The organism is Massilia forsythiae, from assembly GCF_012849555.1.
GTDB lineage: Bacteria > Pseudomonadota > Gammaproteobacteria > Burkholderiales > Burkholderiaceae_D > Telluria > Telluria forsythiae.
In genome coordinates, this window is sequence record NZ_CP051685.1 from 4,851,102 (window position 1) to 4,877,073 (window position 25,972).

17 protein-coding genes are annotated in these 25,972 nt (G+C 65.6%); 10 read left to right on the plus strand and 7 right to left on the minus strand.

Annotated features, from left to right (window positions below):
- Positions 1 to 40 precede the first annotated feature (40 nt).
- The 6 genes from HH212_RS20380 to HH212_RS20405 all read left to right on the plus strand — a co-directional run bounded on the left by HH212_RS20380 (position 41) and on the right by HH212_RS20405 (position 12,793).
- The gene (locus tag HH212_RS20380) at positions 41 to 2,320 is read left to right on the plus strand and encodes a glycoside hydrolase family 95 protein (protein WP_229217380.1); all 2,280 of its coding nucleotides are present in this window, start codon (positions 41 to 43) and stop codon (positions 2,318 to 2,320) included.
- A 107-nt stretch (positions 2,321 to 2,427) separates the two neighbouring features.
- Positions 2,428 to 5,481: a TonB-dependent receptor gene (locus HH212_RS20385; RefSeq protein ID WP_308633218.1), complete on the plus strand. Its 3,054-nt coding sequence runs from the start codon at positions 2,428 to 2,430 to the stop codon at positions 5,479 to 5,481.
- Between the two features lie 73 nt (positions 5,482 to 5,554).
- Positions 5,555 to 7,240, plus strand: a complete 1,686-nt coding sequence (locus HH212_RS20390) for a GH35 family beta-galactosidase (protein ID WP_170204173.1) — start codon at positions 5,555 to 5,557, stop codon at positions 7,238 to 7,240.
- A gap of 218 nt (positions 7,241 to 7,458) precedes the next feature.
- Positions 7,459 to 10,344, plus strand: coding sequence for a glycoside hydrolase family 31 protein (locus tag HH212_RS20395; RefSeq protein WP_170204174.1), 2,886 nt, complete (start codon positions 7,459 to 7,461; stop codon positions 10,342 to 10,344).
- Positions 10,345 to 10,505: 161 nt separating this feature from the next.
- Entirely contained in the window at positions 10,506 to 11,681 is a 1,176-nt protein-coding gene (locus tag HH212_RS20400) for a glycosyl hydrolase (RefSeq protein WP_211172381.1), read from the plus strand.
- A complete protein-coding gene (locus tag HH212_RS20405; RefSeq protein ID WP_170204175.1) occupies positions 11,678 to 12,793 on the plus strand; it encodes an SGNH/GDSL hydrolase family protein in 1,116 nt (371 codons plus the stop codon). Before HH212_RS20400 ends, HH212_RS20405 begins: the two co-directional genes overlap by 4 nt.
- Before the next feature lie 180 nt (positions 12,794 to 12,973).
- Here HH212_RS20405 and HH212_RS27850 read toward each other — a convergent pair whose 3' ends face one another.
- From HH212_RS27850 to HH212_RS20420, 4 genes are all read right to left on the minus strand, one after another.
- Positions 12,974 to 13,309 carry a HEAT repeat domain-containing protein gene (locus tag HH212_RS27850; protein WP_370663883.1) on the minus strand — a complete coding sequence of 112 codons (336 nt, stop codon included), beginning with the start codon at positions 13,307 to 13,309 and terminating at the stop codon, positions 12,974 to 12,976.
- A gap of 220 nt (positions 13,310 to 13,529) precedes the next feature.
- Positions 13,530 to 14,015 (minus strand): hypothetical protein, encoded by a 486-nt coding sequence (locus HH212_RS20410; RefSeq protein WP_170204176.1) that lies wholly within the window; start codon positions 14,013 to 14,015, stop codon positions 13,530 to 13,532.
- 824 nt (positions 14,016 to 14,839) lie between these two features.
- A complete protein-coding gene (locus tag HH212_RS20415; protein ID WP_170204177.1) occupies positions 14,840 to 15,295 on the minus strand; it encodes a hypothetical protein in 456 nt (151 codons plus the stop codon).
- 147 nt (positions 15,296 to 15,442) lie between these two features.
- Positions 15,443 to 15,871 carry a hypothetical protein gene (locus HH212_RS20420; RefSeq protein WP_170204178.1) on the minus strand — a complete coding sequence of 143 codons (429 nt, stop codon included), beginning with the start codon at positions 15,869 to 15,871 and terminating at the stop codon, positions 15,443 to 15,445.
- A 757-nt stretch (positions 15,872 to 16,628) separates the two neighbouring features.
- Between HH212_RS20420 and HH212_RS27630 the strand changes: the two genes are divergently transcribed.
- Positions 16,629 to 16,754, plus strand: coding sequence for a hypothetical protein (locus HH212_RS27630; protein WP_255486847.1), 126 nt, complete (start codon positions 16,629 to 16,631; stop codon positions 16,752 to 16,754).
- A gap of 99 nt (positions 16,755 to 16,853) precedes the next feature.
- Here the strand turns inward: HH212_RS27630 and HH212_RS20425 are convergent, their stop codons facing one another.
- Complete coding sequence (locus HH212_RS20425) at positions 16,854 to 17,345, minus strand: heme-degrading domain-containing protein (RefSeq protein WP_170204179.1); 492 nt, start codon at positions 17,343 to 17,345, stop codon at positions 16,854 to 16,856.
- A gap of 452 nt (positions 17,346 to 17,797) precedes the next feature.
- Here HH212_RS20425 and HH212_RS20430 point away from each other — a divergent pair, with 452 nt between their 5' ends.
- Positions 17,798 to 20,386 carry a bifunctional diguanylate cyclase/phosphodiesterase gene (locus HH212_RS20430; RefSeq protein ID WP_170204180.1) on the plus strand — a complete coding sequence of 863 codons (2,589 nt, stop codon included), beginning with the start codon at positions 17,798 to 17,800 and terminating at the stop codon, positions 20,384 to 20,386.
- Here the strand turns inward: HH212_RS20430 and HH212_RS20435 are convergent.
- Positions 20,299 to 21,888, minus strand: coding sequence for a tryptophan halogenase family protein (locus tag HH212_RS20435; protein ID WP_170204181.1), 1,590 nt, complete (start codon positions 21,886 to 21,888; stop codon positions 20,299 to 20,301). The genes HH212_RS20430 and HH212_RS20435 overlap by 88 nt on opposite strands.
- A 92-nt stretch (positions 21,889 to 21,980) precedes the next feature.
- Between HH212_RS20435 and HH212_RS20440 the strand changes: the two genes are divergently transcribed.
- Both HH212_RS20440 and HH212_RS20445 read left to right on the plus strand, forming a co-directional pair.
- Positions 21,981 to 22,169, plus strand: a complete 189-nt coding sequence (locus HH212_RS20440) for a hypothetical protein (RefSeq protein WP_170204182.1) — start codon at positions 21,981 to 21,983, stop codon at positions 22,167 to 22,169.
- Between the two features lie 199 nt (positions 22,170 to 22,368).
- Positions 22,369 to 23,985 carry a PAS domain-containing protein gene (locus HH212_RS20445; protein WP_255487020.1) on the plus strand — a complete coding sequence of 539 codons (1,617 nt, stop codon included), beginning with the start codon at positions 22,369 to 22,371 and terminating at the stop codon, positions 23,983 to 23,985.
- 62 nt (positions 23,986 to 24,047) lie between these two features.
- Here the strand turns inward: HH212_RS20445 and HH212_RS20450 are convergent, their stop codons facing one another.
- Positions 24,048 to 25,820, minus strand: coding sequence for a glycoside hydrolase family 9 protein (locus tag HH212_RS20450; protein WP_170204184.1), 1,773 nt, complete (start codon positions 25,818 to 25,820; stop codon positions 24,048 to 24,050).
- Between the last annotated feature and the right edge of the window lie 152 nt (positions 25,821 to 25,972).

The following is a 25,972-nucleotide window of genomic DNA, read 5'->3' on the forward strand; positions in this document are numbered from 1 at the left end:
ATCGATTCCATGGCCGTCGCGGCACCCCGTGAATACGCTGTTGCGCGCTGCGTTACTGGCCGCCGGCCTGCTGGGCGCGGGCATCGCCGGCGCCGCGCCGGAACTGGTGCTGCACTACGACCGCCCGGCCCGGGACGACGACGCCGGCTGGGAACGCGAGGCGCTCCCGATCGGCAACGGCCGCATCGGCGCCATGGTGTTCGGCCAGCCGGGCCGCGAACACCTGCAGTTCAACGAGATCTCGCTGTGGACCGGCGACGACAAGGTGATGGGCGCCTACCAGCCGTTCGGCGACGTGCTGGTCGACCTGCCCGGCCACGCCGACGGCGTGCAGGACTACCGCCGCAGCCTGGACCTGGCGCGCGGCGTGCACGAAGTCGCCTACACGCACGGCGGCGTGCACTTCAAGCGCGAAGCCTGGGCCAGCAATCCGGCGCAGGTGATCGTGCTGCGCCTCAGCGCCGACCGCCCCGGCCAGTACTCCGGTTCGGTGACGCTGGGCGACCGCCACGGCGCCCACCTGGCCGCCGCCGGCAACCGCCTGTACGCGAGCGGCACGCTGGCCGGCTGGTTCCAGCCCGGCTCCAAGCTGTCGACCAACGTGATGGACTACGCCAGCCAGGTGCAGGTGCTGAACCAGGGCGGCAAGGTCGCCGTCGACGGCCAGCGCATCGTCTTCACCGATTGCGACAGCGTGACCCTGGTGCTGGGCGCCGGCACCAGCTACGTGCTCGACGCCGCGCGCCGCTTCCAGGGGGAGAATCCGCTGCCGCGCGTGACGCGCCAGGTGAGCGCGGCCGCCGCCCGTGCGGCAGCCGAGCTGCGCGCCGAGCACGAGCGCGACTTCGGCGCCCTGGTGGGCCGGGTGGCGCTCGACCTGGGCGACACGGCGCCCGCGCGGCGCGCGCTGCCGACCGACGCGCGCCTGACGGCGTACACGAAAGAGGGCATGGACCCGGAACTGGAAGCGCAGCTGTTCCAGTACGGCCGCTACCTGCTGGCATCCAGCTCGCGCGGTTCGCTGCCGGCCAACCTGCAGGGCCTGTGGAACAACAGCCTGACGCCGCCGTGGAACGCCGACTACCACACCAACATCAACATCCAGATGAACTACTGGCCGGCCGAGGTCGCGAACCTGAGCGAACTGGCGACGCCGTTCTTCGGCCTGGTCAACGGCCTGGCGCCGGTGTGGCGCGGCGCCACTGCGGGCGAATTCAAGACGCAGGACGGCAAGCCGGTGCGCGGCTGGACCGTGCGCACCGAGTCGAACCCGTTCGGCGCCACCGATTATTTGTGGAACAAGACCGCCAACGCCTGGTACGCCCAGCACTTCTGGGAACACTACGCGTTCACCCAGGACCGCGCCTTTCTGCGCGACGTGGCCTACCCGATGATGAAGGAAGCCAGCGCTTTCTGGCAGGACTACCTGAAGCAGCTGCCGGACGGCCGCCTGGTGGCGCCGCAGGGCTGGTCGCCCGAGCACGGACCGATCGAGGACGGCGTCACCTACGACCAGGAAATCGTCTGGGACCTGTTCAACAATACCGTGCAGGCGGCCGATGCGCTCGGCGTCGACCGTCCGCTGCGCGACCGCCTGGCCGCCATGCGCGACCGCCTGGCGGCGCCGCGCGTGGGCAGCTGGGGCCAGCTGCTCGAATGGCTGGACGAAAAGAAGGATCCGGTGCTGGACACGCCGGGCGACACCCACCGCCACGTGTCGCACCTGTTCGGCCTGTTCCCCGGGCGCCAGATCACGCCGGGCCGCACGCCGGCGCTGGCCGCCGCGGCGCGCAAGACCCTGCAAGCGCGCGGCGACGCCGGCACCGGCTGGTCGATGGCCTGGAAGATGGCCTACTGGGCGCGCCTGCGCGACGGCGACCACGCCTACCGCATGCTGCGCGGCCTGCTGGCCACGCCGGGCGCGCGCGCATCCGAACAGGCCGGCATCGGCTCGGAGCACAACAACGCCGGCGGCATCTACCCGAACATGCTCGATGCGCACCCGCCGTTCCAGATCGACGGCAACTTCGGCGCCACCGCCGCCATCGCCGAACTGCTGCTGCAGTCGCACGACAGCGAGATCGAGTTGCTGCCGGCGCTGCCTTCGGCCTGGCCGGACGGTTCGGTGAAGGGCTTGCGCGCGCGCGGCGCGCTCGAGGTGGACCTGGCGTGGAAGGCGGGCAAGCTGGTGGCGGCCACGCTGCGCCCGGCGCCCGGCGCGGCGGCCGGCAAGACGGTCAAGGTGCGCTACGGCGCGCGCGCGATCCAGGTGCCGCTGGCGGCCGGGCGCGCGCTCACGCTGGAGGCCGACCGGTTCTGAACGACATTTTCAACGGATTGTCCCGGACCGCCATGCGTCCGGGTGTTGCAGCGAAGCGGCAGGCGGTCCTGCCCGTATAAACAGTTTTACGATACCCATTGGGAGACATGATGCATCAATTCAGGAAGACCGCCATCGCGGTCGCAGCGGCGCAGATCGCACTGCTGGCAAGCGGCGCAGTATTCGCACAAACCACCGACGGCGCCGCGGCGTCCGCACCGGCGGCCGGCGCGCAAGTGCCGGGCGGCGCCAACATGGTCGTGGTCACCGGCCAGCGCGCCGCGCTGAACTCGGCCCAGAAACTCAAGCAGAACTCGGACGAGATCGTCGACTCGATCGTCGCCGACGACATCGGCAAGCTGCCGGACCGCTCGGTCACCGAGGTGCTGCAGCGCGTGGTCGGCGTCACCATCGACCGCACCATGGCCAAGGGCGACCCCGAGCACTACTCGGTGGAAGGCTCGGGCGTGAACATCCGTGGCCTGACCTACGTGCGCTCGGAACTCAACGGCCGCGATTCGTTCTCGGCCAACGGCGGCCGCTCGCTCAATTTCGAAGACGTGCCGCCGGAACTGATGGCCGGCGTCGACATCTACAAGAACCCGTCGGCCGAGCAGATCGAAGGCGGCATTGGCGGCCTGGTCAACCTGCGCACCGCCATGCCGTTCGACTTCAAGGGCCGCAAGGTCGCCGTGTCGCTGCAGACCACCCGCTCGGAACTGAAGAAGGGCAAGATGTCGCCGTCCGGTTCGATCATGTATTCGGACCGCTGGAAGACCGGCTTCGGCGAGATCGGCGCCCTGGTCGACCTGGCGTACTCGGAAAGCGCGACCCGCACCGACGCCTTCCAGGTCGAGCCCTACTACCCGCGCACCGACGTGGAGCCGGGCCGCACCGTGTGGATCCCGAAGGGTTCGCAGTGGCGCACCCTGAACTTCGACCGCAAGCGCGAAGGCGCGTACGGCGCCCTGCAGTGGAAGAAGGACGCCACCCTGAGCTCGTCGCTGACCTACTTCAAGTCGAAGTACAAGATGCAGTGGGACGAGCAGGCGATCTTCTCGGCCGCCAGCCCCTACAACATCCGTGTCGCCCCGGGCGCCACCTATGACGCCAAGGGCGCGCTGCTGACCGGCACCCTGAGCGACCCGATCGACGGCGGCATCGACTTCGGCGCCGACACCCGCGCCGCCAACCGCATCTCCAGCACCACCGACGTGTCGTGGCACGTGAGCTGGCGTCCGACCAGCAGCTGGGCCTTCGACACCGACGTCCAGCGCATCAAGGCCAAGTCGACCAGCTTCGACTCGACCGTCGCCACCGCGATCAAGATGCAGCAGGAGAACATCGACCTGCGCGGCAGCGTGCCGACGCTGAACTTCAGCGACGCCGACCGCGCCTACCTGGCCAACCCGAACAACTACTACTGGTCGTTCACCCAGGAGCACATGGACCGCAGCACCGCCGACGAATGGGCGGTCAAGGCCGACGCCAAGTACACCTTCGACGATCCGGTGCTGCGCGACGTGCGTTTCGGCGTGCGCTTCACCGACCGCGACGCCGTCACCCAGAACTCGAACCCGAGCTACAACTGGGCCGCGATCACCATGCCGTGGCAGGGCGAACTGGGCGGCCGCCTGGCCTACCTGGGCGACCCGCGCTTCTCGAACCAGACCCAGGTCTACGGTTTCCCCAACTTCTTCAACAACAACACCAACGTGCCGGCGCTGGTGTTCCCGAACACGTCGCTGGCCACCGGCTACCCGGCCAGCTACACCGCCCTGCACCAGTACTACAACGTGCTGTGCGCGCAAGCCGGCAACACCTGCTCGACCTGGAAGGCGGCCAGCTTCGGCACCGACCCGGCCGGCACCAACTCGCAGAGCGAAAAGACCGGCGCCGCCTTCGCCCAGCTGCGCTTCGGCTTCGACGACCTCAAGTACCCGGTGGACGGCAACGTCGGCCTGCGCTACGTGAAGACCGACATGAAGGCGCGCGGCTACATCGTGTTCAACCCGACCGGCATCCCGAACGATCCGGCCGGCTTCCCGACCACCGGCGCCGCCATCCCGGTCATCGCCGCCTCGTCGTCGGCGCGCGAGTTCGACAACAGCTACCACAACGTGCTGCCGAGCCTGAACCTGCGCATGAAGGCGACCGAGAAGCTGCAGTTCCGCTTCGGCGCCGCGATGGGCATCTCGCGTCCGGACTTCAGCCAGCTGCAGGGCTACACCACGCTGTCGGAAAACGTCGACTCGACCCTGGTCTCGAACGCCGCCGGCACGCCGCTGTCGCGCATCGTCAACAACGTCAGCCTGACCGGCACCAGCGACGGCAACCCGAACCTGCGACCGATCCAGTCGCGCCAGGTCGACCTGACCGCCGAGTGGTACTTCGCCAAGGCCGGCTCGCTGACCATGGCGGTGTTCAACAAGGACCTGAAGGACATCATCGTCACCCAGTCCTACAGCTATCCGCTGCAGGGCACCGACGGCAAGTCGTACAACTTCAACGTGACCGCGCCGGTCAACGGCGCGCGCGGCCGCGCACGCGGCATGGAGATCGCCTACCAGCAGTACTTCGACATGCTGCCGGGCTGGCTGTCGGGCTTCGGCCTGCAAGCCAACTACACCTACGTGGACGGCAAGCAGAAGCTGTACAACCCGGTGTATTCGGTCTACTGCTCGGGCAGCGACGGCGGCACCAGCAACCTGAACCTGAACCTGAACGGCTGCGACATCGACGGCAAGACCTTCGGCGACCTGCCGCTGCAGGGCCTGTCGAAGAACACGTACAACGTGGCGCTGATGTACGACAAGGAGAAGTTCTCGGCGCGCCTGGCCTGGAACTGGCGCTCGAAGAACCTGCAGGGCGTGAACGTGAACGGTACCCGCGGCACCGACGGCACCGACACCAACCCGGCCAGCAGCACCGTCGGCCAGCACAACGTGGCCTGGGCGCTGCCGACCTACGCCGATTCGTACGGCCAGCTGGATGCCTCGGTGTTCTACAACATCAGCGAAAACCTGTCGCTCGGCCTGGAAGCGCAGAACCTGACCGACGCCAAGTACAAGCAGCTGATGCAGCAGGGGATCGGCCTGAAGGGCCGCGCCTGGTTCGTCTCGGGCCCGCGCTACACGGCCTCGCTGCGTTACTCGTTCTAAGCAGCACGACGGCGGCCGGGATGTTCTCCCGGCCGTTTTTTTCACACGCCGACGCCGAAGGACCCGCTCGCGCATGACTACCCCATTTTTCCGCCGCGCCGCCCTGTGCGCGTTCCTGGCCGCTGCCGGCCTCCATACAGTGTCAATCGCCGCTGCGACCGCCGCCGAGATGCCGCGCTTGGTCGAGCAGAACGGCCGCCACGCCCTGCTGGTCGACGGCGCCCCGTTCCTGGTGCTGGGCGGCCAGGCCCAGAACTCCAGCAACTATCCGGCCGCGCTGCCCAAGGTGTGGGAAGCGCTCAAGGACGCCCACGCCAACACCCTCGAGATCCCGGTGGCCTGGGAACAGATCGAGCCGCGCGAAGGCAAGTTCGACTTCGGCTACGTCGACACCCTGGTGGCGCAGGCGCGCCAGAACGGCATGCGCCTGGTGCTGCTGTGGTTCGGCACCTGGAAGAATACCGGCCCGTCGTACACGCCGGAGTGGGTCAAGTTCGACAACACGCGCTTCCCGCGCATGGTCGACAAGGACGGCAAGACCAGCTACTGCCTGTCGCCGCTGGGCGAAGCCACGCTGGCGGCCGATAAAAAGGCCTTCGTGGCGCTGATGGAGCACGTCAGGAAAATCGACGCGGACAAGAAGACCGTGATCATGGTGCAGGTCGAGAACGAGGTCGGCACCTACGGCGTGGCGCGCGACTACGGCGCGCGCGGCCAGGCCGCCTTTGCCCAGCCGGTGCCCGCCGCCGTGTTGGCGCAACAGCCGGCGCCGGCCGGCCGCCCGGCCCAGGGCAACTGGTCCGAGGTATACGGCGACTACGCCGAACAGTATTTCCACAGCTGGGCCATCGCCAGCTACATCGAGGAGATCGCCAAGGCCGGCCGCGCCGTGTACGACCTGCCGATGTACGTGAACAACGCGCTGCGCGATCCGCAGCCGCTGGACGACCCGCGCGCGCCGCTGCCGTGGCGCGCCAACTTCGCCAGCGGCGGCCCGACCTACGACGTGATCGGCATCTACAAGGCCGCCGCGCCGCACATCGACTTCGCCGCGCCCGACATCTACATGCCGGAATCGAACAAGGTCAGCGCCATCCTGGCCAGCTTCCAGCGCCGCGACAATGCGCTGATGGTGCCGGAAATGGGCAATGCCGAAGGCTATGCGCGCTACGTCTACCAGATCATCGGCAAGGGCGCACTGGGCGTGGCGCCGTTCGGCATCGACTACGCCGAATACAGCAACTACCCGCTCGGCGCGAAATACATCGACCGCCGCATGGTCGAGCCGTTCGCGAAGATCTACAAGGTGTTCGCGCCGATGGGACGCACCTGGGCCAAATGGGCGCTGGCCGGCCGCACCTGGGGCGTGGCCGAAGGCGACGACCGCGCGCCGCAGACGGTGGAGATGAACGGCTGGAAGGCGACCCTGTCGTTCCGCGAATTCCAGTTCGGCGAGCGCGAATACCTGCGCGACAAGACCGAATTCGCCGCCGGTACCGAGCACCCGTCGGGCGGCGTGGCGATCGCCCAGGTCGGCCCGGACGAGTTCGTGCTGATCGGGCAGCAGATCCGTGTCAAGCTGTCCGGGCTGGGGGCCAACAAGGAGAAGCCGTCGATGTACGCGCGCGTGGAAGAAGGGCGCTTCGACAAGGACGGCAAGTGGGTCATGGAGCGCAACTGGAACGGCGACCAGACCGACTACGGCCTGAACCTGCCGGCAACGCCGACGGTTCTGAAAGTGAGGATGGGGACCTATTGAAGTGAAGATCCGGATGGTTTGAAATCCTATCGCCAAATCACCCGCACCGTAAAACAACGTCGTCCCCGCGCAGGCGGGGACCCATGCTGAGTTCAAAGAAGCCGAAGTGCTCGCGTATCGACATTGGTAGCTAAGTATGGGTCCCCGCCTTCGCGGGGACGACGCATTGAGGCCGACACAAGAAGAAACGCAGCCGACCAATTCAGGAGACAAACCACATGCGCCTCACCCACATCGCCACCGCCACCATGCTGCTCGCCACGAGCACCGCGGCCTTGGCCGGCACCTGGCAAAAAACCGCCACCGGCATCGACATTACCCCCGACACCGGCCCCGCCAGACTGGTCCGCCTGAACCTGATGAGCGACAACATCATCCAGGTGCTGAAACTCGACCGGGCCGACAAAACCCTGACGCCTTCACTGATGACGGTGGCCCGGCCGTGCAGCGCCTGCCGCTTCACGGTCGACGCCAGCGGCGGCGCCGCCGGCACGGTGCGCCTCAAGGCCGGCAAGGTCAGCGCCGAAGTCGCGCTCAAGGACGGCAAGCTGCGCTTCTTCGACGCCGCCGGCAAGCCCTTCCTGACCCAGGCCAGCGAAGCCATGACGCAGGTGGACGTCGGCGGCAAGCCCTTCCTGGCGATCCAGGAAGGCTTCAACCACGGCACCAAGGATGCGTTCTACGGCCTGGGCCAGCACCAGAACGCCCAGATGAACTACAACGGCGAAGACGTGCTGCTGGCCCAGCACAACATGATCGCCTCGGTGCCCTTCGTGGTCTCGGACAAGAACTACGGCCTGCTGTGGGATAACAACGCGATCACCCGCTTCGGCGACCCCAAGCCCTACGCCTGGCTGTCGCGCGACCTGGCGCTCACCGACGAGGCGGGCAAGCCGGGCGGCCTGACGGCGCGCTACTACATCGACGGCAAGCTGGCCCTGACGCGCCAGGAAAAGGACATCGCCTACCAGTACCTGAAGGACCTGGCCGAATACTGGCCGAAAGAACTGCCGTCGGTGAAGGAACTGGCCGGCAAGGACGTCAAGGTGGTGTGGGACGGCGCCATGGCCAGCAGCAAGCCGGGCGTGCACAAGATGCAGCTGTACGCGTCCGACTACGCGACCTTGTCCATCGGCGGCAAGCAGGTGATGGACGTGTGGCGCCAGGGCTGGAACCCGTGGTACCACAACTTCGAGGTGACGTTCGAAAAGGACAAGCCGGTCAAGCTGCACCTGGAATGGAGGGCCTCCGGCGGCATGGTGGCGATGACCCACAACGACCCGCTGCCGGCGCCCGAGCGCCACTCGCTGACCATGTCGTCCGAGGTGGCCGAAGCGATCAATTACTACGTCATCAGCGCCGACAGCATGGACCACGTGATCGGCGGCTACCGCCTTCTCACCGGCCAGCAGCCGATGATGCCGAAGTGGGCCTACGGCTTCTGGCAATCGCGCCAGCGCTACGAGACCCAGCAGCAGCTGCTGGACGTGGTGGCCGAGTACCGCAAGCGCGGCTGGCCGCTGGATAACATCGTGCAGGACTGGTTCTACTGGCCCGAGAACGGCTGGGGTTCGCACGACTTCGACAAGGCGCGTTTCCCCGATCCGAAGGGCATGGTCGACGCCGTGCACAAGCAGCACGCGCGCATCATGATTTCCATCTGGGGCAAGTTCTACGCCAACACCGACAACTACAAGGAACTGGCGGCCAAGGGCCACATGTGGACCAAGAACGTCGAGGACGGCGCGCTCGACTGGGTCGGCCCCGGCTACAAAAATTCGCACTACGATCCGTACACGAAAGAGGCGCGCGATATCTACTACCGCCAGATGAAGGGCAAGCTGGTCGACCTCGGCTTCGACGCCTGGTGGATGGACAATACCGAGCCGGACGTGCTGTCGAACACCCGTCCCGAGGACTTCAAGAAGCTGATCGGCCCCACCGTCTACGGCGCCGGCGAAGTCACCTTCAATCCGTACAGCCTGGTGCATTCGGGCGGCATGGTCGAGGGCCTGCGGCGCGACCAGCCGGACACGCGCCAGTTCATCCTGTCGCGCTCCGGCTTCGCCGGCATCCAGCGCAACGCGGTGGCGGTGTGGAGCGGCGACACCGCCAGCCGCTGGAACAATTTGTACGACCAGATCGCCTCGGGCGTGAACTTCTCGATGTCCGGCATCCCGAACTGGACCCACGACATCGGCGGCTACGCGCAGGAAACGCGCTACCAGGTCGGCGACGTCGGCTCGGCCCAGGAAAACCGGTCCACCGGCCAGAAGGCGGCGAATCCGGAAGACATGAAGGAATGGCGCGAGCTGAACCTGCGCTGGTTCCAGTTCGGCGCCTTCTCTCCGCTGTTCCGTTCGCACGGCGAAGTGGTCAAGCGCGAGATCTACAACATCGCCGCCGGCGACGACGCCATGCGCGATGCGATGGTCGGCTACCTGAAGCTGCGCTACCGCCTGATGCCCTACATTTACTCGATGGCGGCCGACACCCACTATGAGTCGGGCACCATGATGCGCGGCCTGGTGATGGACTTCCCGCGCGACGAGCGCGTGAAGAACATCAAGGACCAGTACCTGTTCGGGCACGCGCTGATGGTGGCGCCGGTGACCGCCTACGGCGCGCGCAGCCGCACGGTTTACTTCCCGGCCGGCGCCGACTGGATCGACTTCGACACCGGCATGCGCCACCAGGGCGGCACCACCGCCACGGTGGATGCGCCCCTGAACCGCATCCCGCTGTTCCTCAAGGCCGGCGCGGTGCTGCCGACCGGCCCGGTGACCCAGTACGTCGACGAGAAGCCGGACGCGCCGATCGTGCTGCAGGTGGTGGCCGGCGCCAGCGGCGAATGCAGCCTGTACGAGGACGACGGCGTGACCAACGCCTACCAGCGCGGCGAATCCAGCCGCATCGCGGTGCGCTACGACGACAAGGCCGGCACCGTGACGATCGGCGCGCGCGCCGGCCAGTACAAGGGCATGCCGGCCCGGCGCCAGTTCAAGGTGCGCGTGCTGCGCGCCGGCACGGCGCCGGCGGCGGACCTGGATGCGGCCGACAAGAGCGTGGAGTACGACGGCAGGGCGGTGGTGATCAAGCTGTGAGCACCGTCGCAGCTGATTCGTCGTTCCCGCGCAGGCGGGAACCCATACACAGCTTCCATGGTTGGCTGCATATGAATTGAAGTGTCAGGTCAATGCACGGATTTTAGTAAGTGAGCATGGGTCCCCGCCTGCGCGGGAACGACGCTGTAACGGATAACGGAATGCGAAAACATTACTCCATCTTTGCCTGCCGCCTGCTGGCGGCACTGACGCTGTCGGCAGCCGCGGCTGCGCTTCCCGCGACTGCCGCATCCGCGCCGACGACATCCGCCACCCACGCCACCCTCAGCGACCCCGACGCCACCCCCGCCACGCGCGCCCTGTACGCCTGGCTGCGCGGCATCTGGGGCAAGCAGATCATCGCCGGCCAGCAAGACCTGACCTGGAACGACGGCGCCGACATGGCCCGGCGCGTGTTCGACGACACCGGCAAGTACCCGGCCCTGATGGGCTACGACTTCATGAACAGCGGCCTCGCCGGCCCCGACGCCCAGGGCGCGCACCAGGTCGACGAAGCGATCGCCTTCGCCCGCCGCGGCGGCCTGGTGACCTTTTGCTGGCACTGGCGCGACCCGGCCCGGCTGGCCGTGGCCGGAGCGGGCCGCGGCAATTTCTACGCGCGCGAGCGCGACGCGGCGAAGAACACCGGCTTCACCATTCCGATGAAGGAGGGCCGCCTGGACACGGCCAGCCCAGGCTACGCCCAGCTCGACGCCGGCATCGACCTGGTCGCCGGCGAGCTGCGGCGCCTGGCCGATGCCGGCGTGGTCGTGCTGTGGCGGCCGCTGCACGAGGCGTCCGGCAACAAGGGCGACGGCTGGTTCTGGTGGGGCCGCACCCGCGGCGACGGCGTGCCGCAGGCGCAGGCTTATATCCAGCTGTGGCGCCACATGCACGAGCGCCTGGTGCGCACGCACGGCCTGCACAACCTGGTGTGGGTGTGGAACGGCCAGGACCCGGCCTGGTATCCCGGCGACGACGTGGTCGACGTGGTCGGCTACGACATCTACGACGACGACAAGAATGGCGACGCCAAGGCCTACAAGTCGCAGGCCGCCACCTACCGCGCCGCGCGCGCCATCGGCAACCGCGACAAGCCGGTGGCGCTCAGCGAAACGAGCTACATTCCCGACCCGGACAAGATGCTGGCCGACGGCGCGCCCTGGCTGTGGTTTACGGTGTGGAACGACGGCCATGCCCCGGCCGGCGCCACCGACAAGGACAATTTCTGGAGCGGCGACTACTACAACACGCTCACCCACAAGAACAAGGTGTACCACCATCCGAACGTCATCACGCTGGACAAGCTGCCGGCATTCCTGAAAGCGCCCCAATGAAATCAACGCAATCGACCACCGTTTCCCCACTGCGCGCCGGCGCGCTGGCGCTACTCGCCGCCGGCCTGCTGCACGCCGGCCCGGCCCTGGCCGGCACCGCCGTCGCGCCAAGCGACAAGCGCCTGCAATACACCGGCCGCATCGATTTTTCCAGGCCGTCCGCACCGGTACTCTCCTGGCCCGGCAGCGCCATCGCCGGCAATTTCACCGGCAGTTCGCTGTCCGTGACGCTGGACGACCAGAACGGCAAGAACTACTTCAACGTGTTCCTGGACGGCGACCTCACGTACCCGTTCGTGCTGGAAGCGTTCAAGGGCGAAAAGACCTACCTGGTGGCGCAGCACCTGGCGCCGGGCCGGCACAGCTTCCTGATCACCAAGCGCACCGAAGGCGAGGAGGGCGCCACCACCGTGCGCGGCTTCGAGCTGGCCGACGGCGGCCAATTGCTGGCGCCGCCGCCGCGCCCGGCGCGCCGCATCGAATTCTTCGGCGACTCCATCACCAGCGGCATGGGCGACGAGGGCGCCGACAATGGCCGCGACGACCGGCAGAAGGACAAGAACAACTTCATGTCCTACGCCAGCATCGCCGCGCGCCAGCTGGGCGCCGAAGCGCACGTGACCTCGCAGAGCGGCATCGGCCTGATGATCAGCTGGTTCCCGTTCACCATGCCGGACTTCTACGACCAGCTGAGCGCGGTCGGCGACAACGACAGCAAGTGGGATTTTTCCAGCTGGACGCCGGACGTGGTGGTGGTCAACCTGTTCCAGAACGACGCCTGGCTGGTCGACCGCGAGCACCGCCTGAAGCCGGAGCCGACCCCGGCCCAGCGCATCGAGGCGTACCGGACCTTCGTCGCGCGCATCCGCCAGCTGTACCCGAAGGCCTACATCGTGTGCGCGCTGGGCAGCATGGACGCGACCAAAGCGGATTCGCCCTGGCCCGGCTACGTGACGGCGGCGGTGGAGCGCCTGCGCAAGGAAGACGGCGAGAAGCGCATCGACACGCTGTTCTTCGACTTCACCGGCTATGGCCAGCATCCGCGCATCAAGCAGCACCAGGCGAATGCGGCCAGGCTGAGCGCGTTCATCAAGGGCAAGATGGGCTGGTGACGCGGCCGACACATGTCGTATGTTTCCGCGCCGCTCACGCAGTGATCTGAAGGGTGGTGCGGGCGGCGATTGGCTATAGCAGCGAGTGAAGAGTGATGTTACTGACGATTGGCGGGAATCGACCCAGAGCGGTCATCGAGGTTTGTATGGTATTGGCCAGTGACGTAGACCCTCTTCACCCTACTCTCGCAAATCTACGTCTGAGCTATTTGCCATTCCTTGGAGTGCAGCTCGCGACTCATCGGTTCCTATTCGAGCCAATGCGTACGCACACTTGCGTCGAAATTCTTGAAGATTGCCCCAGCGAATGAACTCTTGAAAAGGCGTGTTAGCTGCTTTCACTATAGCCGGGACTGCGTTACGTGCGCCGATTAAACCTAGCTCGAACACGGTGTCCTCATAACGGTCATGCCCTTCTGTCACGAGCAGCTTGGTTAAGAGGTCTACGCGCGCGGGGCCTTCAGGCGTGGCCTCTAGAGCCTGAAGCAACTCAGGTGTAAGTTTGCTTTCGGTCATAAATGATGTGGTTGATGAAGGTGAGATCCTGACCGATCTCGGCCGTTTGACCTAGCATATCAGGTTGTCCGGTCGGAAAATTCACGGACTGTCACGACCGGCAGCAACCGACCCAAAGCAGCCCTTCAATTTATTTGTCAAAGACTGCTTCATATTTTGCTTGCTCCCAAAAGCTAGCGAGTGGTGACGTAACGGCGACAGCCTTCGAATATCCCAGTCTCTAAGTCGCCGATATGAAGGCCAGAGGCATCCCATGCCGTAAAGCTGCGACGGAATTTCCGTCATGCGACCAACAGAATTCAAATTCGTGCTCTGCTGGGTCTTCGATGACCGCGGTCGTACTTGCCATATTGATGGTCAAGCGTGGCGTAGATTTAGCCGCCATGATTTTCTTCCATTCACCCTCGGTGATCGGTTGAATTCGCATGTAAAGAATGACGTCGCGTTCGATTTTCCTGCTTGATGGCGCAGTGAGATAGAGGTGAGCCACCTGTCCATCGTCCTCCAGGATAGCCATGCGGCCCGACACTGCATTCTTTGAATTAAGGAATATTTGGTCAGCCATGGCAATGGATGTGAAGACAAGTAGCCCCAAGGTTGCGATGCTTCGCACCACCAGATTGCTTGTTTTCAAAATAAGATCTTCAGCGAAATTTTTTCTCACACGATTCGTGCTTGAATGATTGATAACTAAGGGCAGCAGCATGCGGCCATGCAAGGCATGTCCGCTTTTGGCCCAGGCTGTGTAAAAACTCGGGAAAAATCGTCGAACAAAAAAATCGACCTCTCAGAACGGCCGCTACGCGATTTTCTCGAGGTCGGGAGGGGTCGCCCTACCCATGAAAATTTAAGTTTTTTGCGTTTTAATAAAGCTTGGGCCGATTTCGGCCATTCAAGCCAGCATAGCAGGTTGCCAAGCTGAAAAATTCACGGACTATCACGAAGGCCGGACTCGACCCAAACCGGACGTATGACGATCTCATCTACGACCCTGTTACAGGACCGTGATGCCTAGCTCGCTATATACATTCTTCGCTGCCGATTCCGCGGTGTCCGCAGTTACGAGCGTATGGATCGCGTCTGCTGGATATACAACATACTGAGCTGCCGTTCCATGGCCGCGTCTTGCCGTCCACTGTACGGCAACTGCCGACCGAAACCGGCCGTTTAACAACTAGCTGCTTCGGTTTCTTCGCATTAGACGTGCGACCAGTATGGGCAGTAATCCGAACGGTCCAAAGGCGGCTAGAAAGCCGCCGAAGAAGCCTAGCACTGTGCGAAGCACCCTTTGCCATACCTGTATTGTTCCGCCATAGTCACTATCAAAGGCGACGACGCAAAAGGCGGAAAAGGCACCGACTAGAATTCCTACAACTGTCGGGCCAAGTAATGTTTCTCGTTCGGACGAAGTAATTTTCTGGAATATTCTGACGTGCCAGCACATAGGAGTCTGACTTAAATTGACGCTCAACAAGTATCTGCTTCTGGCCGGTTGCGGACGTAGCGGAACCATTATAGGCAATGTGTCCACTAGTTCAATGCCCGAAGTTGTGTCCGTACTTCCTTGACGACTTGCTCTCCATCCGGCATCACTTCTGAATTCCCACAGCTATCGATCCACGTGCCACGCTTTGTACGAGAAACGAACAGGATGTGTTCTTCGCCAATCGACATGGGGTAACGGGACGATGTGTTTTCATTCCTCACCACGATAACGCCCGACAAAGTCCCTTTCAGCTTTTTTAGGACTTCGATGGTCACATTGGATGCGGTAACGCCATCGGGATCGTCCGCATCCTCCTGTAACTGCTGCTCTGATAGCACACGACCGATGACGATTGCTTCAGCAGTACGAACCTCTGTCTTGAGTGGAATATTGTATCCAGATCTGGCGGTTCCCGGATAAAAGCAGACAGCATTGGCAGCAGGAAGATGTGCTACAAGTACCAGCAGAAGCGATACAGCCGAAACGGTTTTCAGATTCATAAAAGGGAGTGGTACGACTAGGAAAGAACGACCGCGCTTGGCCGATCTTGGCCCCTCAGCTTAGCATATCATGTGTCAAGCCGCAAAGATCATGGACTGTCGCAACAGGCAGGAACCGACCCATACCGGACGTTCAAATAGCGCAGATCATACAAACAGCGTTCGTTGTCCGGGTGGCCGCTTGCGAGCCATTTCGGCAAAACCTTGGTAAAAAAACGGAATGTTGTCGGCTGTGTCACCGCTTAAACGACCGCGTACTTTGTCCCAGGTGGAGATGGCAATATGCGTCTCCGGCTCACCTACGACAAGAACCGGACCTCGCGTATCGTCAATCCATGCGTACTCGCCACCATATGTTGCGCGGGCCACTTCAAGGATGTAACAGCCGAGCAGTTGAACAAGTCCCGAAACCTGCGACTGCGGCATTTCTCCTACGTAATCGGACGCTTCTGCCAGCATTTCTTCAACAATCGAAAGGCTTTCCTCCGAAAAATCCAGACCATTATTCGATCGTTCATGAAACGTGGTTACGGCGCGCTTGGCGGTAGATACCACGTCATCAAGGGCTGTGCTCATCAATTTTCTCTCATAATTTTTGGCGTTTTCTGAACGGGTAATGCTGCTTGTGGCCGAACTCGGCCCTTCAGCCCAGCATGTCAGGTTGCCAAGTTAAAATTCAGTAAGTGTCGTGACAGACCGGATCCGTCCAGAAGTGGTCATTCTAAATCATTCAAAAAACTTTCCATTTCCGCTGTTGTCAATCGTACAAAAATTCTCGAAGGCAATACAGTGGCCTGCATCGAAGCCGCTGCCATCACGACATCTTCGAGCCTGGAATCGTCCCGCGCTGTCCGTATCGACCGCATCGTATCCGCCCAGCACAATCTTGTTGAGCAGGCGCAGCCCCGCGGGTTACATGACTTCATGCCGGGCCGCTTCCTCGCAGGCCGCCGCCCAGGCGAAAAAATTGGAGGTGTTCTACGCGCAGGGCTGGGTCAAGGGATCGCAGCGCCGCATCGCGCTTTGCAGGCGGCCATGGTTAGAAACCGAGAAACTGTGTGAGGGCGGGACATCATGCGCGGCCGTCGTGACTTTCTGCCCGCAAGACCGATAATCGTCCATATGAAGACCGCACCTGCCACCATCACGATCGGGGATTATTCTCAGCTGGCGTAGCTCGCCTGGAGCCGCAAGCCCAGTGATGTCATTACCGGCAAAGAGGCATTTGCGCTCTACGAGGGCAACTGGCGCATGGTCGACCAGAATCAGCTTGGCCAGACTGAACAGAGGCTGATCGAAGCGTTGAAAGAGGTTTTTGGCCACGGACTGATAAATGTTTGAACGCGACCATCACAACCGTATCCAGACCCTTCTGTCGGCACTAAAAACGGACTTCCTGTCTGAGAACGAGTGCTTCTTCGGTGGCGGCACCGCCACCGTCCTGGCGCTGGATGAATAACGCCCGACCTGCCAGTGACCACAGAACGCCATGGCGGCGCCGGGCTTGCCGCAGCTGTGCGGGGCGTGGGGAGCGCAGACAGCCGTGCTCTCCGGGTCACTAGAGCGGAACCTCGTCCTGCTTCAGGTACCACTTCAGCGCGCGAACGGCCATCGCATGGTCGTCCACGCCTGCCAGGCCCGATACGGTGATCGTGCCGATCTGGCCTTTGCCCTTCAGAATGATCGGGAACGCGCCGCCGTGGGCGGCAAAGTCTTTCGTGTCGAACGCCGGCAAGTTGTTGAAGTCTTGGCCATTGTCGATGGCTTCGATGTGCGTGAAGAACGATGCGTGGCCGGTTCGATTGACCAGATTGCTCTTGCGACGGATCCAGTCGATGTTGTTCGGGCTGGTGCCGGCCATGGCGTGGAAGAACAACGGGTTGCGGTCGACGGTCACGTCGACCGTGACCGCGACCTTCTCCGCCTTGGCCTGCTCGATGATGCGGTTGCCGATCGCGAGCGCGGTATCGTTGTCGAACGACGTGAACTGCAGCGCCTGTTCCTGGCGCTTGATGACGTCGATCGAGGGATCGTTTTTCTTCTTGTTCATCGTGTTTTCCGGCTTGGTGGCGCCCGGCGCTGCTGCGCCCGGCGGGTTGGCGGCTGCGGCGTCGGCCGGCAGCGCAGCAAGCAGCGAGCCTGCTGCGATCAAGCCGGCGCAGACGGTTCGGACAAGTGTGACGGCCATGGCGTTGGGTGCCCCTCCTGTTGTTGTTGTCCGACGAGTATAACGGATCGCCGTGTGCGCTTGCTGGTCGGAACATGCGCCTGCAACGATTCGCTATCGCGCGCGAGTAACGTCCGGGAAATGAACGAATGACAATGACGTGGTTCACCCGCGTGTTGCAGTACGTCGGTGACGGCGAGCGTTTTTGCGCATGGTTGTTGATTCGAACCAAACACCATAAGACTTCCATCGATTTCAGTGAAAAGATTAAAGTCCGACAAGTCATACTGCCAAGTGCCCGTCGTCATTTCCAATCACCGAAAGGCACACCCACGATGCTTTCAACCCGGCACGGCACCCGCAACACCGGCCTTCGCAGCGCGCTGCAACGGCGCGTGCTGCGCAGATGGCGGCGCGGCATGGAGGCGCGCGCGGAAAGCGCGCTGCTGAAGGACGACCATGCGCGCCTGCAGGCGCGCCTGAACCTGCTGCGCGAAGCCACCAGCGACGGCTTGTGGGACGTCGAGATCGGCCAGCGCAAGCTGACCGACCCGGCCAACCAGTTCCTGTGGTCGCACCAGGTGCGCAAGCTGCTCGGCTATCCGGACGAGACGGCGCTGCCGAACGGGCTGAACACGTGGTTCGCGGTGATGCACCCGGACGACGTGGAAGCGACCAAGACGGCGTTCACCGCGCACATCCTCGACCGCAGCGGCGCCACGCCCTACGACGTGCATTACCGCCTGCGCTGCAACAGCGGCGACTATCGCTGGTTCCGCGCGATCGGCCTGGCCCAGCGCGACGAGACCGGGCGCGCGATCCGCATCGCCGGCTCGCTATGCGACATCACCGACCGGCGCGAGATCCTGGGCCTGAAGCGCTACGCGGAAGCCTTGATCGCCAGCCTGCCGACCGGCCTGATGGTGCTGAGCGACACCCTGGCGGTGGTGAGCGCCAACCGCGCCTTCTGCGACATCCTGACGCTGCCCGGCGAGGGCGATGTGGCCGGCCTCGACTTCGGCGCCGTGCTGCCGCAGCCGGGATTGCGCGAGCAGGCCGCCGCCATGCTGGCGACCGGCGGCACCCGCCACGGCGTCGGCGTCGACCTGCGCGGCAAGCGCCTGCGCCTGACCCTGGCCGGCGTGCAGCTGGCCGAGGGCGAACGGCGCCTGCTGCTGATGGCCGAGGACGTGACCGAGGAGCAGAGCCTGCGCGAGCAGGCGCGCGCGCACGCGGCGCGCCACCGCGACCAGGCCTCGCTGCTGGACAAGGCGCGCGACGCCATCATCGTGCGCGCCATCGACGGCGCCATCCAGTACTGGAACAAGGGCGCCGAGCGCCTGTACGGCTGGAGCGACGAGGAAGTGATGGGCAAGCGCATCGACCACTGGCTGTACCGCGACGGCCCCGACTCCTCCAGCGATGCGGTGCGCACGACGCTGGACACCGGCGAGTGGCTGGGGGAGGTGGCGCAGCGCCGCAAGGACGGCGGGCTGCTGGTGGTGGAGGGCCACTGGACGCTGGTGCGCGACGACGACAACCGGCCCAAGTCGATCCTGGTGATCAATACCGACGTTACCCAGCGCAAGGCCACCGACGAAAAGATCCGCAACCTGGCGCTGTACGACACCCTGACCGGGCTGGCCAACCGCAGCCTGTTCACCGAGCGCATGAAGGCCGCGCTGGCCGAGGCGCAGCGCGCCGGTACGCCGCTGGCGATCCTGTACATGGACCTGAACCGCTTCAAGGAAATCAACGACACCCAAGGCCACGGCGTCGGCGACCAGGTCTTGATCAAGGTGGCGCGCCGCTTCCAGGCGGCGCTGCGCGCGCGCGAGATCCTGGCGCGCCTGGCCGGCGACGAATTCGTGGTGGTGGCCGAGCGCGCCGACCACGTCACCGCCGCGCTGATCGCCGGCCGGCTGGCGCAGGCCATGGCCGATCCGGTGGCGATCCAGGGACATACCTTCGCGGTCGGCCTGTCGATCGGCATCGCCACCTATCCGCGCGACGGCGCCGGCATGGAAGACCTGCTCAAGCGCGCCGACATCGCCATGTACCGCGCCAAGGCGGCCGGCGGCGGCTTCGTGTTCTACCAGCCCGAGATGAGCGACGGCCTGGTCGAGCGCATGGAACTGGCCAAGGACCTGGGCCATGCGCTGGCCGCCGGCGCGCTGGAACTGCACTACCAGCCGCAGGTGAACCTGGACGACGGCCGCGCCATCGGCGCCGAGGCGCTGCTGCGCTGGCGCGACCCGCAGCGCGGCTGGGTCAGCCCGGCCGTGTTCATCCCCATCGCCGAGAGCCGCGGCATGATCGGCGCGCTCGGCAAGTGGGTGCTGGGCGAGGCCTGCCGCCAGGTGCGCGCCTGGCGCGACGCCGGCCTGGCGTTTCCGGGGCGGCTGTGGGTCAACCTGGCTGCCCAGCAGCTGGCGGAAAAAGGCATCGTCGAGACCATCCGCGCCACCACGCGCGCGGCCGGCGTCGATTCCAGCTGCCTGGCGCTGGAGCTGACCGAGAGCGGCCTGATGGAAAACGTGGAAGGCGCCATCGAGATCATGGACACGCTGCGGCGCGACGGCTTTTCCATCGCCATCGACGATTTCGGCACCGGCTATTCGTCGCTGGCCTACCTCAAGCGCCTGCCGGCCGACAAGCTGAAGATCGACATGTCCTTCGTGCGCGACATGCTGAGCGACCACCACGACTACACCATCGTCACCACCATCATCGGCATGGCGCGCAACCTCGGGCTGGAAGTGATCGCCGAGGGCGTCGAGGCGCAGGCGCAGGCGCGCGCGCTGCGCGCCCTCGGCTGCAACGAGGCCCAGGGCTATTACTTCGGGCGGCCGGAGCCGGCCGCCGCCTTCGCCGCCAGGTGGCTGGCGCCGGCGGCCTTGCCGGCCACCGTTCCCTCGACGTAGGCGCGGTGCTCCGGCATGCGCGCCGCCGCCTGCGCGACCAGGTCGCGCACGCCGGCGAAGTGGCCGTGCACCTGGCGGATGTCGACGCGGTCGGCCAGCGGGTCGTAGCGCCTGGGCGTGATGCCGAGTCCCATCATCATCGCCACGAACGAGGGTTCGGCGAAGCCGTCGCGGTCCAGCACCGCCACGCGCCCGGTCTCGCGGAACAATTCGATCTGGTGGCGCAAGGGTTCCGGCACCGGCATGGCGGCGCAATGGCGCCAGAAGTCGGAATCGTCGCGCGCGGTCAGCTTGTAGTGCAGGATGATGAAGTCGCGCACCGATTCGTAGCGGCCGCCCATCACGCGGTTGAATTCGTCCGCCAGCGCCGGGCTGCAGTCGCGCTGCGGGAACAGTTCGACCAGCTTGCCGACCGCGGTCTCGATCAGGTGGATGCTGGTCGATTCCAGCGGTTCCACGAAGCCGGCCGACAGGCCGATCGCGATGCAGTTCTTGACCCATGACTTGCGCCGGCGCCCGGTGACGAAGCGCAGCTGGCGCGGCTGGTCCAGCGCCGCGCCGTCCAGGCCGTCCAGCAGCACGCGCGCCGCTTCCTCGTCGCTGGTGAAGGCGTCGCTGTACACGTGGCCGTTGCCGGTGCGGTGCTGCAGCGGGATACGCCAGGTCCAGCCGGCCGCCCTGGCGCTGGAGCGGGTGTAGGGCGTGAGCTTGTCCACGCTCGCGCAGGGCACGGCGAGGGCGCTGTTGCACGGCAGCCGGTCGCTCCAGTCCTCGTAGCCGGCCTGCAGCGCACCCTCGATCAGCAGGCCGCGGAAGCCCGAGCAATCGATGAACAGGTCGCCCTCGACGCGGCGGCCGTCGCGCAGCTTGACGGCGGTGATGAAGCCGCTGTCCGGATGCTGCTCGACCGCGGTGATGGTGCCTTCGATGCGCTGCGCGCCGCGCGCCATGGCGTAGTCGCGCAGGTAGTTCGCGTACAGGCCGGCGTCGAAATGGAAGCCGTAGGAATAGGCGTCGCTGATGCCCGGCGTCTGCCCGCCCGGCGCAGCGAAGCGGTTCTCGCGCGCCATCACCGACGACATCGACCAGTTTTCCAGCGCCGGCATGCGGTCGAACTCGCGCGCCAGGCGCAGCCAGTACATGTGCACCGGGCTGTTGCCGAGTGTCGGGCCGAAGTCGCCGAAGCCGTGGAAGAAGCGGTTGCCGAGGTGGCCCCAGTCGCGGAACTCGATGCCCAGCTTGTAGGTGGCGCGCGTCCTGGCGATGAAGTCGGCCTCGTCCAGCCCGAGCGCGGCGTTGTAGAAGCGGATCGTCGGCAGGGTCGCCTCGCCGACGCCGATGGTGCCGATCTCGGGCGACTCGACCACCACTACCTCGCAGCGGCCGCCGTCATGGCCGGGACCGCCCAGGCGCTGCGCTAGCGGCGCCGCGCTCATCCAGCCGGCGGTGCCGCCGCCCACGATGACGATCCTGCGGATGGTGTTGTCGTTGGTATCGCTCATGGCGCCTGCTCGTCTCCGTTGTCGGTTGCCGGCGCGTCCATGCGCGCCATGACCGGCAGTGTAGAACAGCGCACCCGGCAGCGGCAACAGGAATGTTTGCGCTCAACAAACCCGGCCGGATTTATCCGATTGCCCCGCGTCCTCGTATCCGGCCCGGCCGCCGCGGCGGACCGACGGCGCTGGCAGGCGGGCGCGGTCTCGCGCCCCGGCGGGAAGAGCGCGGCACCATCGTCTTCGCCGTAGCCGATCTCGAGCGATTGTTGCGCCGCTATTACAGATAGTTAATACTGCCCGCAAACTTATTTTTAGCTTATAGAATGTGCATGAATTTTCTATAATGCATGGAACGACGTGATTTCCCTGTTGCATTACCACGAGTGCCCGCGATGTGGCGGCATGCGGTGAACGAGGAGGACGACGGTGACCGGACAAGCGGAACAGGAAACAAGGATTGCCTCGTCCGAAGCGCAGCACCCCGCAGTGGCCCGATGGCGCGCCAGCCGCATATCCCGGGCCGGTCTGGAAGAGCGCGACAATGTCTTTTTCGCCGCGATCGAAATGACGCGCGTCCCGATCGTGGTCAGCGATCCCAACCAGGCCGATAACCCGATCGTCTTCGTCAATCCGGCGTTTTGCGAACTGACGCACTACGCGGACGCCGACATCGTCGGCAAGAACTGCCGTGTCCTGCAAGGCGACGATACCGACCCAGAGGCGGTCGCCGCACTGCGCCGGGCCGTGTGCGAGAACCGCTCGGTCGCGGTCGACATCCTCAACTATAAGGCCGACGGCCACCCGTTCTGGAACGCCGTGTTCATCGGCCCGATCCACGACGCCGGCGGGCGGGTGTTGTACTGGTTCGGGTCGATGATGGACATCACCAGCCGCAAGTTCGGCGAGCAAGCCCTGTTGCAAGCACAAAAAATGGAAGTGCTGGGACAGCTGACCGCCGGCGTCGCGCACGACTTCAACAACCTGCTGCAAGTGGTGGCCGGCAATCTCGACCTGGTGCGCACGATCCCGGGCAGTCCCGCCGCCGCGCTGCTGGCAGTCGAACGCGCCGCGCTCGCCGTGCGAAAAGCCGGCAAGCTGACCAACCAGCTGCTGACCTTCGCCCGCAAGCAGCACTTGAAGCCCTTGCGCCTGAACATGAATGGCCTGGTGGTCGAATTCAGCGAGATGCTGGCGCGTACGCTGGGCAGCAAGATCGATCTGGAACTGGCGTTGCAACCGGGCTTGCCGTCTTGCCAGCTCGATCCGGCGCAGATGGAAATGGCGCTGCTGAACGTGCTGGTGAATGCGCGCGATGCCATGCCGGACGGCGGCAAGGTGGTGCTGGCGACGTCGATGCTGCCGACCGGGACCCGCTTCGGCGGGCAGGAACGCTTGCGTGCGCCGCACGTGATGATCAGCGTGGCCGACCAGGGTGCGGGCATGACGCCGGACACGCTCGGCCGCGCCAGGGAGCCGTTCTTCACCACCAAGGCGACCGGCACCGGCCTGGGCCTGGCGATGGTCCATGGCTTTGCCCAGCAATCCGGGGGCTGGCTGGATATCCAGAGCGAGGTCGGCAAGGGGACCGCGATACGCATGGCGTTTCCGGTGGCGCTGCACGGCGGGGGAGACTCGGACCAGCGCAGCGGCGCCCGCGCCGACGGCTGGACCCCGATCCACGCCATGGGCATGCGTACGGTCTTGCTGGTCGACGGCATTGCGCCGGATGCGCGCGACGTCATGGAAACCTACCTGCGCCGCTTCGGCTACCGCGTGCTGGGCGCGGCCGGCATCGACCAGGCGGTGGCGCTGGCCGACGGCCATGGCCGCATCGACCTGCTGGTGGCCAGCCTGACCCTCGACGACGGCGGCGACGCCATGCGGCTGGTGGATGCGCTGCGCCTGCGCCAGCCGGACATGCCGGCGATCTTCGGCGTGGATTTCGCCAGCGCGGCGTCGCTCGCGGCCGCCGCCGCCGCAAGTGACGCGCAATCGATTGCCAGGTCCAGCCGGATGGGCCAGCTGGCCGAGCGGGTGCGCGTCGCCCTGAAGGTGGATGTGCGTGCCGCTGCCGAACCCGAGGCACGCGGGCAGGAGCCTTGAGACGGCGCCAGCGGCGTCCAGCGTACCGGCGAACAGCGCACCAGAGGTCGGCGCACCAGAGGCTAACGCACCAGCGATTGCAGCGCCCCCGCCACGTACACCAGCGGCGCGTTCCAGTTGATGGCGACCTCGTTGCTGGCGTAGCTGCAGACGTCGTCCAGCCAGGACAGCGCCGGCAGGGCGGACGGGTAGCGCGTGCCGGCCGGGCAGGACGGCAAGTCTTGCTGGCCCGGATTCGGCCCGCCCACCAGCCAGCCCGGCACCGGCGCCGCGATGCCGTCCGCCTGCGACGGCCGGTGGTGCGGATGCAGCGGCGCCCGGGCGCCGAAGCCGGTGACGAACGAGGTGCCGAGCGCGTTGCGGCCGAGGACATAGTCCAGCGCCGACTGCGCCGCATCCAGGTAGGCCGGGCGCGGATCCAGGCGGTAGGCGGCCACCAGCATCATCGCCTGGTTCAGGATCACCGCGTTGCTGCCCCAGACGAAATCGCCGGCCGCCATGCTCACGCGGTAGGGCGAAGCGTTCCAGCGCGCCGCCAGGCGCTCGGCTTCCTGCGCCAGGCGCTTGCGCACCGGCGCGATGTCGACGCCCTCCGGCAGGCGCTTGCTTTGCTGCGCCAGCGAGATCCAGCCCAGCGGCGCGACGTCGGCCCAGCCGGGTTCCGCGCTGCGCTCGCCGGCTGGCAGCGCCGGCTTGCCGGGACGCGCGGCCGGCGCCGGCATCGACAGCGCCAGGGCGCGGTAGTCGTCCTTGCCGGTGGCGATCAGCAACTCGGCCGCGGCCCAGGCGAATTCGTCGTCGACGTGGTCGTCGCCGTAGGTGCCGGTCTTGACGTCGTCCGGCTGGCGGTACAGCGCATGGGGGTTGGCGCGCGCCCAGCGCCAGGCCGCTTCGGCCGCCGCCAGGAAGCGCGCCGAGCGGCCGGGCGCTTGCGCGTCGAACGGCGCCAGCACGCGGCTGGCGGTCGCCATCACGGCGGCGAAGTCGAGCGCCGCCGCGGTGGTCTTCTGCACCACGTAGCGCGGCGCCGTGGCGCGCTCGGGCATGACCATGCCGTCGAAGGACAGGTTGGTCAGCTTGTGGTACACGCCGCCGTCGGCCGGGTCCTGCATGGTGGCCATCCAGTCGAGGTTCCACAGCGCCTCGTTCAGCAGGTCGGGCAGGCCGTTGCCCGATTCCGGCAGGCGCACGCCGAGCTTACCGAACCAGTCCGGGAAGTGTTCGTAGGCGGCCAGCAACGTATAGGTGCTGATGCCGGAATTGACGATGTACTTGTTGTAGTCGCCGGCGTCGTACCAGCCTTTCGGGCTGGCGATGACGGTGCCGGCCGGGCGCGCCTTCGAGGCCGCCGACGCGTGCACCAGCACCTTGTCGTCCGGGTGCCCGGCCGCGCGCGCGTAGATGCCGGCCACCTGCGGGCCCAGGGCGATGCCGGCGCGGTTGATCGTATAGGCGCGGATGGCGCCGGCGTCCAGGTCGCGGTAGGCATTGGCATCGATCGGGAACGGCGCCGAATCGGGCAGGCCGGCCACGCGCAGGCGGTAGCGGCCCGCCGTGCGCAGCGTGGAAAAGTCGGCCACGCGCACGGTTTCTGCGGAGGCGTCCCAGCGGGCGGCGTCGCCCAGCTTGCCTTCGAACACCTGCTTGCCGTTGGCGGCATCGACTACCGTGAAGCGCGATGCCGCGCCGGCCGGCACCACCGCCAGCTTGTGCGCGGCCGGCAGGAAGCCGAGCTGGTTGATCTTGATGGCGCGGCCCCGGCATTGCCGGCGGCGGGCGCGTCCTGGGCGCCGGCGCCGGCGGCCGCCAGCGCGATGCCGGCCGCCAGCAGGCATCGGGTGGCGGCTTGCCGGGAAGGTTTGAATGGCTGGGCGGCGGCGCGGCGTGCGCCGCGCCCTGGGACCGGTTGCTGCATGTCGTCATCCTCTTCGTTGTATGCCGGATCGGCTGTAATCGATTTCATCCTACCGTGTCCGATGAAATCAAG

Excerpts from the sequence above, each read along its gene's own strand:
- HH212_RS27630 (WP_255486847.1), top strand. The coding sequence starts at position 16,629 with ATGTTTGAACGCGACCATCACAACCGTATCCAGACCCTTCTGTCGGCA.
- HH212_RS20420 (WP_170204178.1), bottom strand. The coding sequence starts at position 15,871 with ATGAGCACAGCCCTTGATGACGTGGTATCTACCGCCAAGCGCGCCGTA.
- HH212_RS20385 (WP_308633218.1), top strand. The coding sequence starts at position 2,428 with ATGATGCATCAATTCAGGAAGACCGCCATCGCGGTCGCAGCGGCGCAG.
- HH212_RS20425 (WP_170204179.1), bottom strand. The coding sequence starts at position 17,345 with ATGAACAAGAAGAAAAACGATCCCTCGATCGACGTCATCAAGCGCCAG.
- HH212_RS20405 (WP_170204175.1), top strand. The coding sequence starts at position 11,678 with ATGAAATCAACGCAATCGACCACCGTTTCCCCACTGCGCGCCGGCGCG.
- HH212_RS20400 (WP_211172381.1), top strand. The coding sequence starts at position 10,506 with ATGCGAAAACATTACTCCATCTTTGCCTGCCGCCTGCTGGCGGCACTG.
- HH212_RS20395 (WP_170204174.1), top strand. The coding sequence starts at position 7,459 with ATGCGCCTCACCCACATCGCCACCGCCACCATGCTGCTCGCCACGAGC.
- HH212_RS20440 (WP_170204182.1), top strand. The coding sequence starts at position 21,981 with ATGTTTGCGCTCAACAAACCCGGCCGGATTTATCCGATTGCCCCGCGT.
- HH212_RS20390 (WP_170204173.1), top strand. The coding sequence starts at position 5,555 with ATGACTACCCCATTTTTCCGCCGCGCCGCCCTGTGCGCGTTCCTGGCC.
- HH212_RS20430 (WP_170204180.1), top strand. The coding sequence starts at position 17,798 with ATGCTTTCAACCCGGCACGGCACCCGCAACACCGGCCTTCGCAGCGCG.
- HH212_RS27850 (WP_370663883.1), bottom strand. The coding sequence starts at position 13,309 with ATGACCGAAAGCAAACTTACACCTGAGTTGCTTCAGGCTCTAGAGGCC.
- HH212_RS20450 (WP_170204184.1), bottom strand. The coding sequence starts at position 25,820 with ATGCCTGCTGGCGGCCGGCATCGCGCTGGCGGCCGCCGGCGCCGGCGC.
- HH212_RS20435 (WP_170204181.1), bottom strand. The coding sequence starts at position 21,888 with ATGAGCGATACCAACGACAACACCATCCGCAGGATCGTCATCGTGGGC.
- HH212_RS20415 (WP_170204177.1), bottom strand. The coding sequence starts at position 15,295 with ATGAATCTGAAAACCGTTTCGGCTGTATCGCTTCTGCTGGTACTTGTA.
- HH212_RS20410 (WP_170204176.1), bottom strand. The coding sequence starts at position 14,015 with ATGCTGCTGCCCTTAGTTATCAATCATTCAAGCACGAATCGTGTGAGA.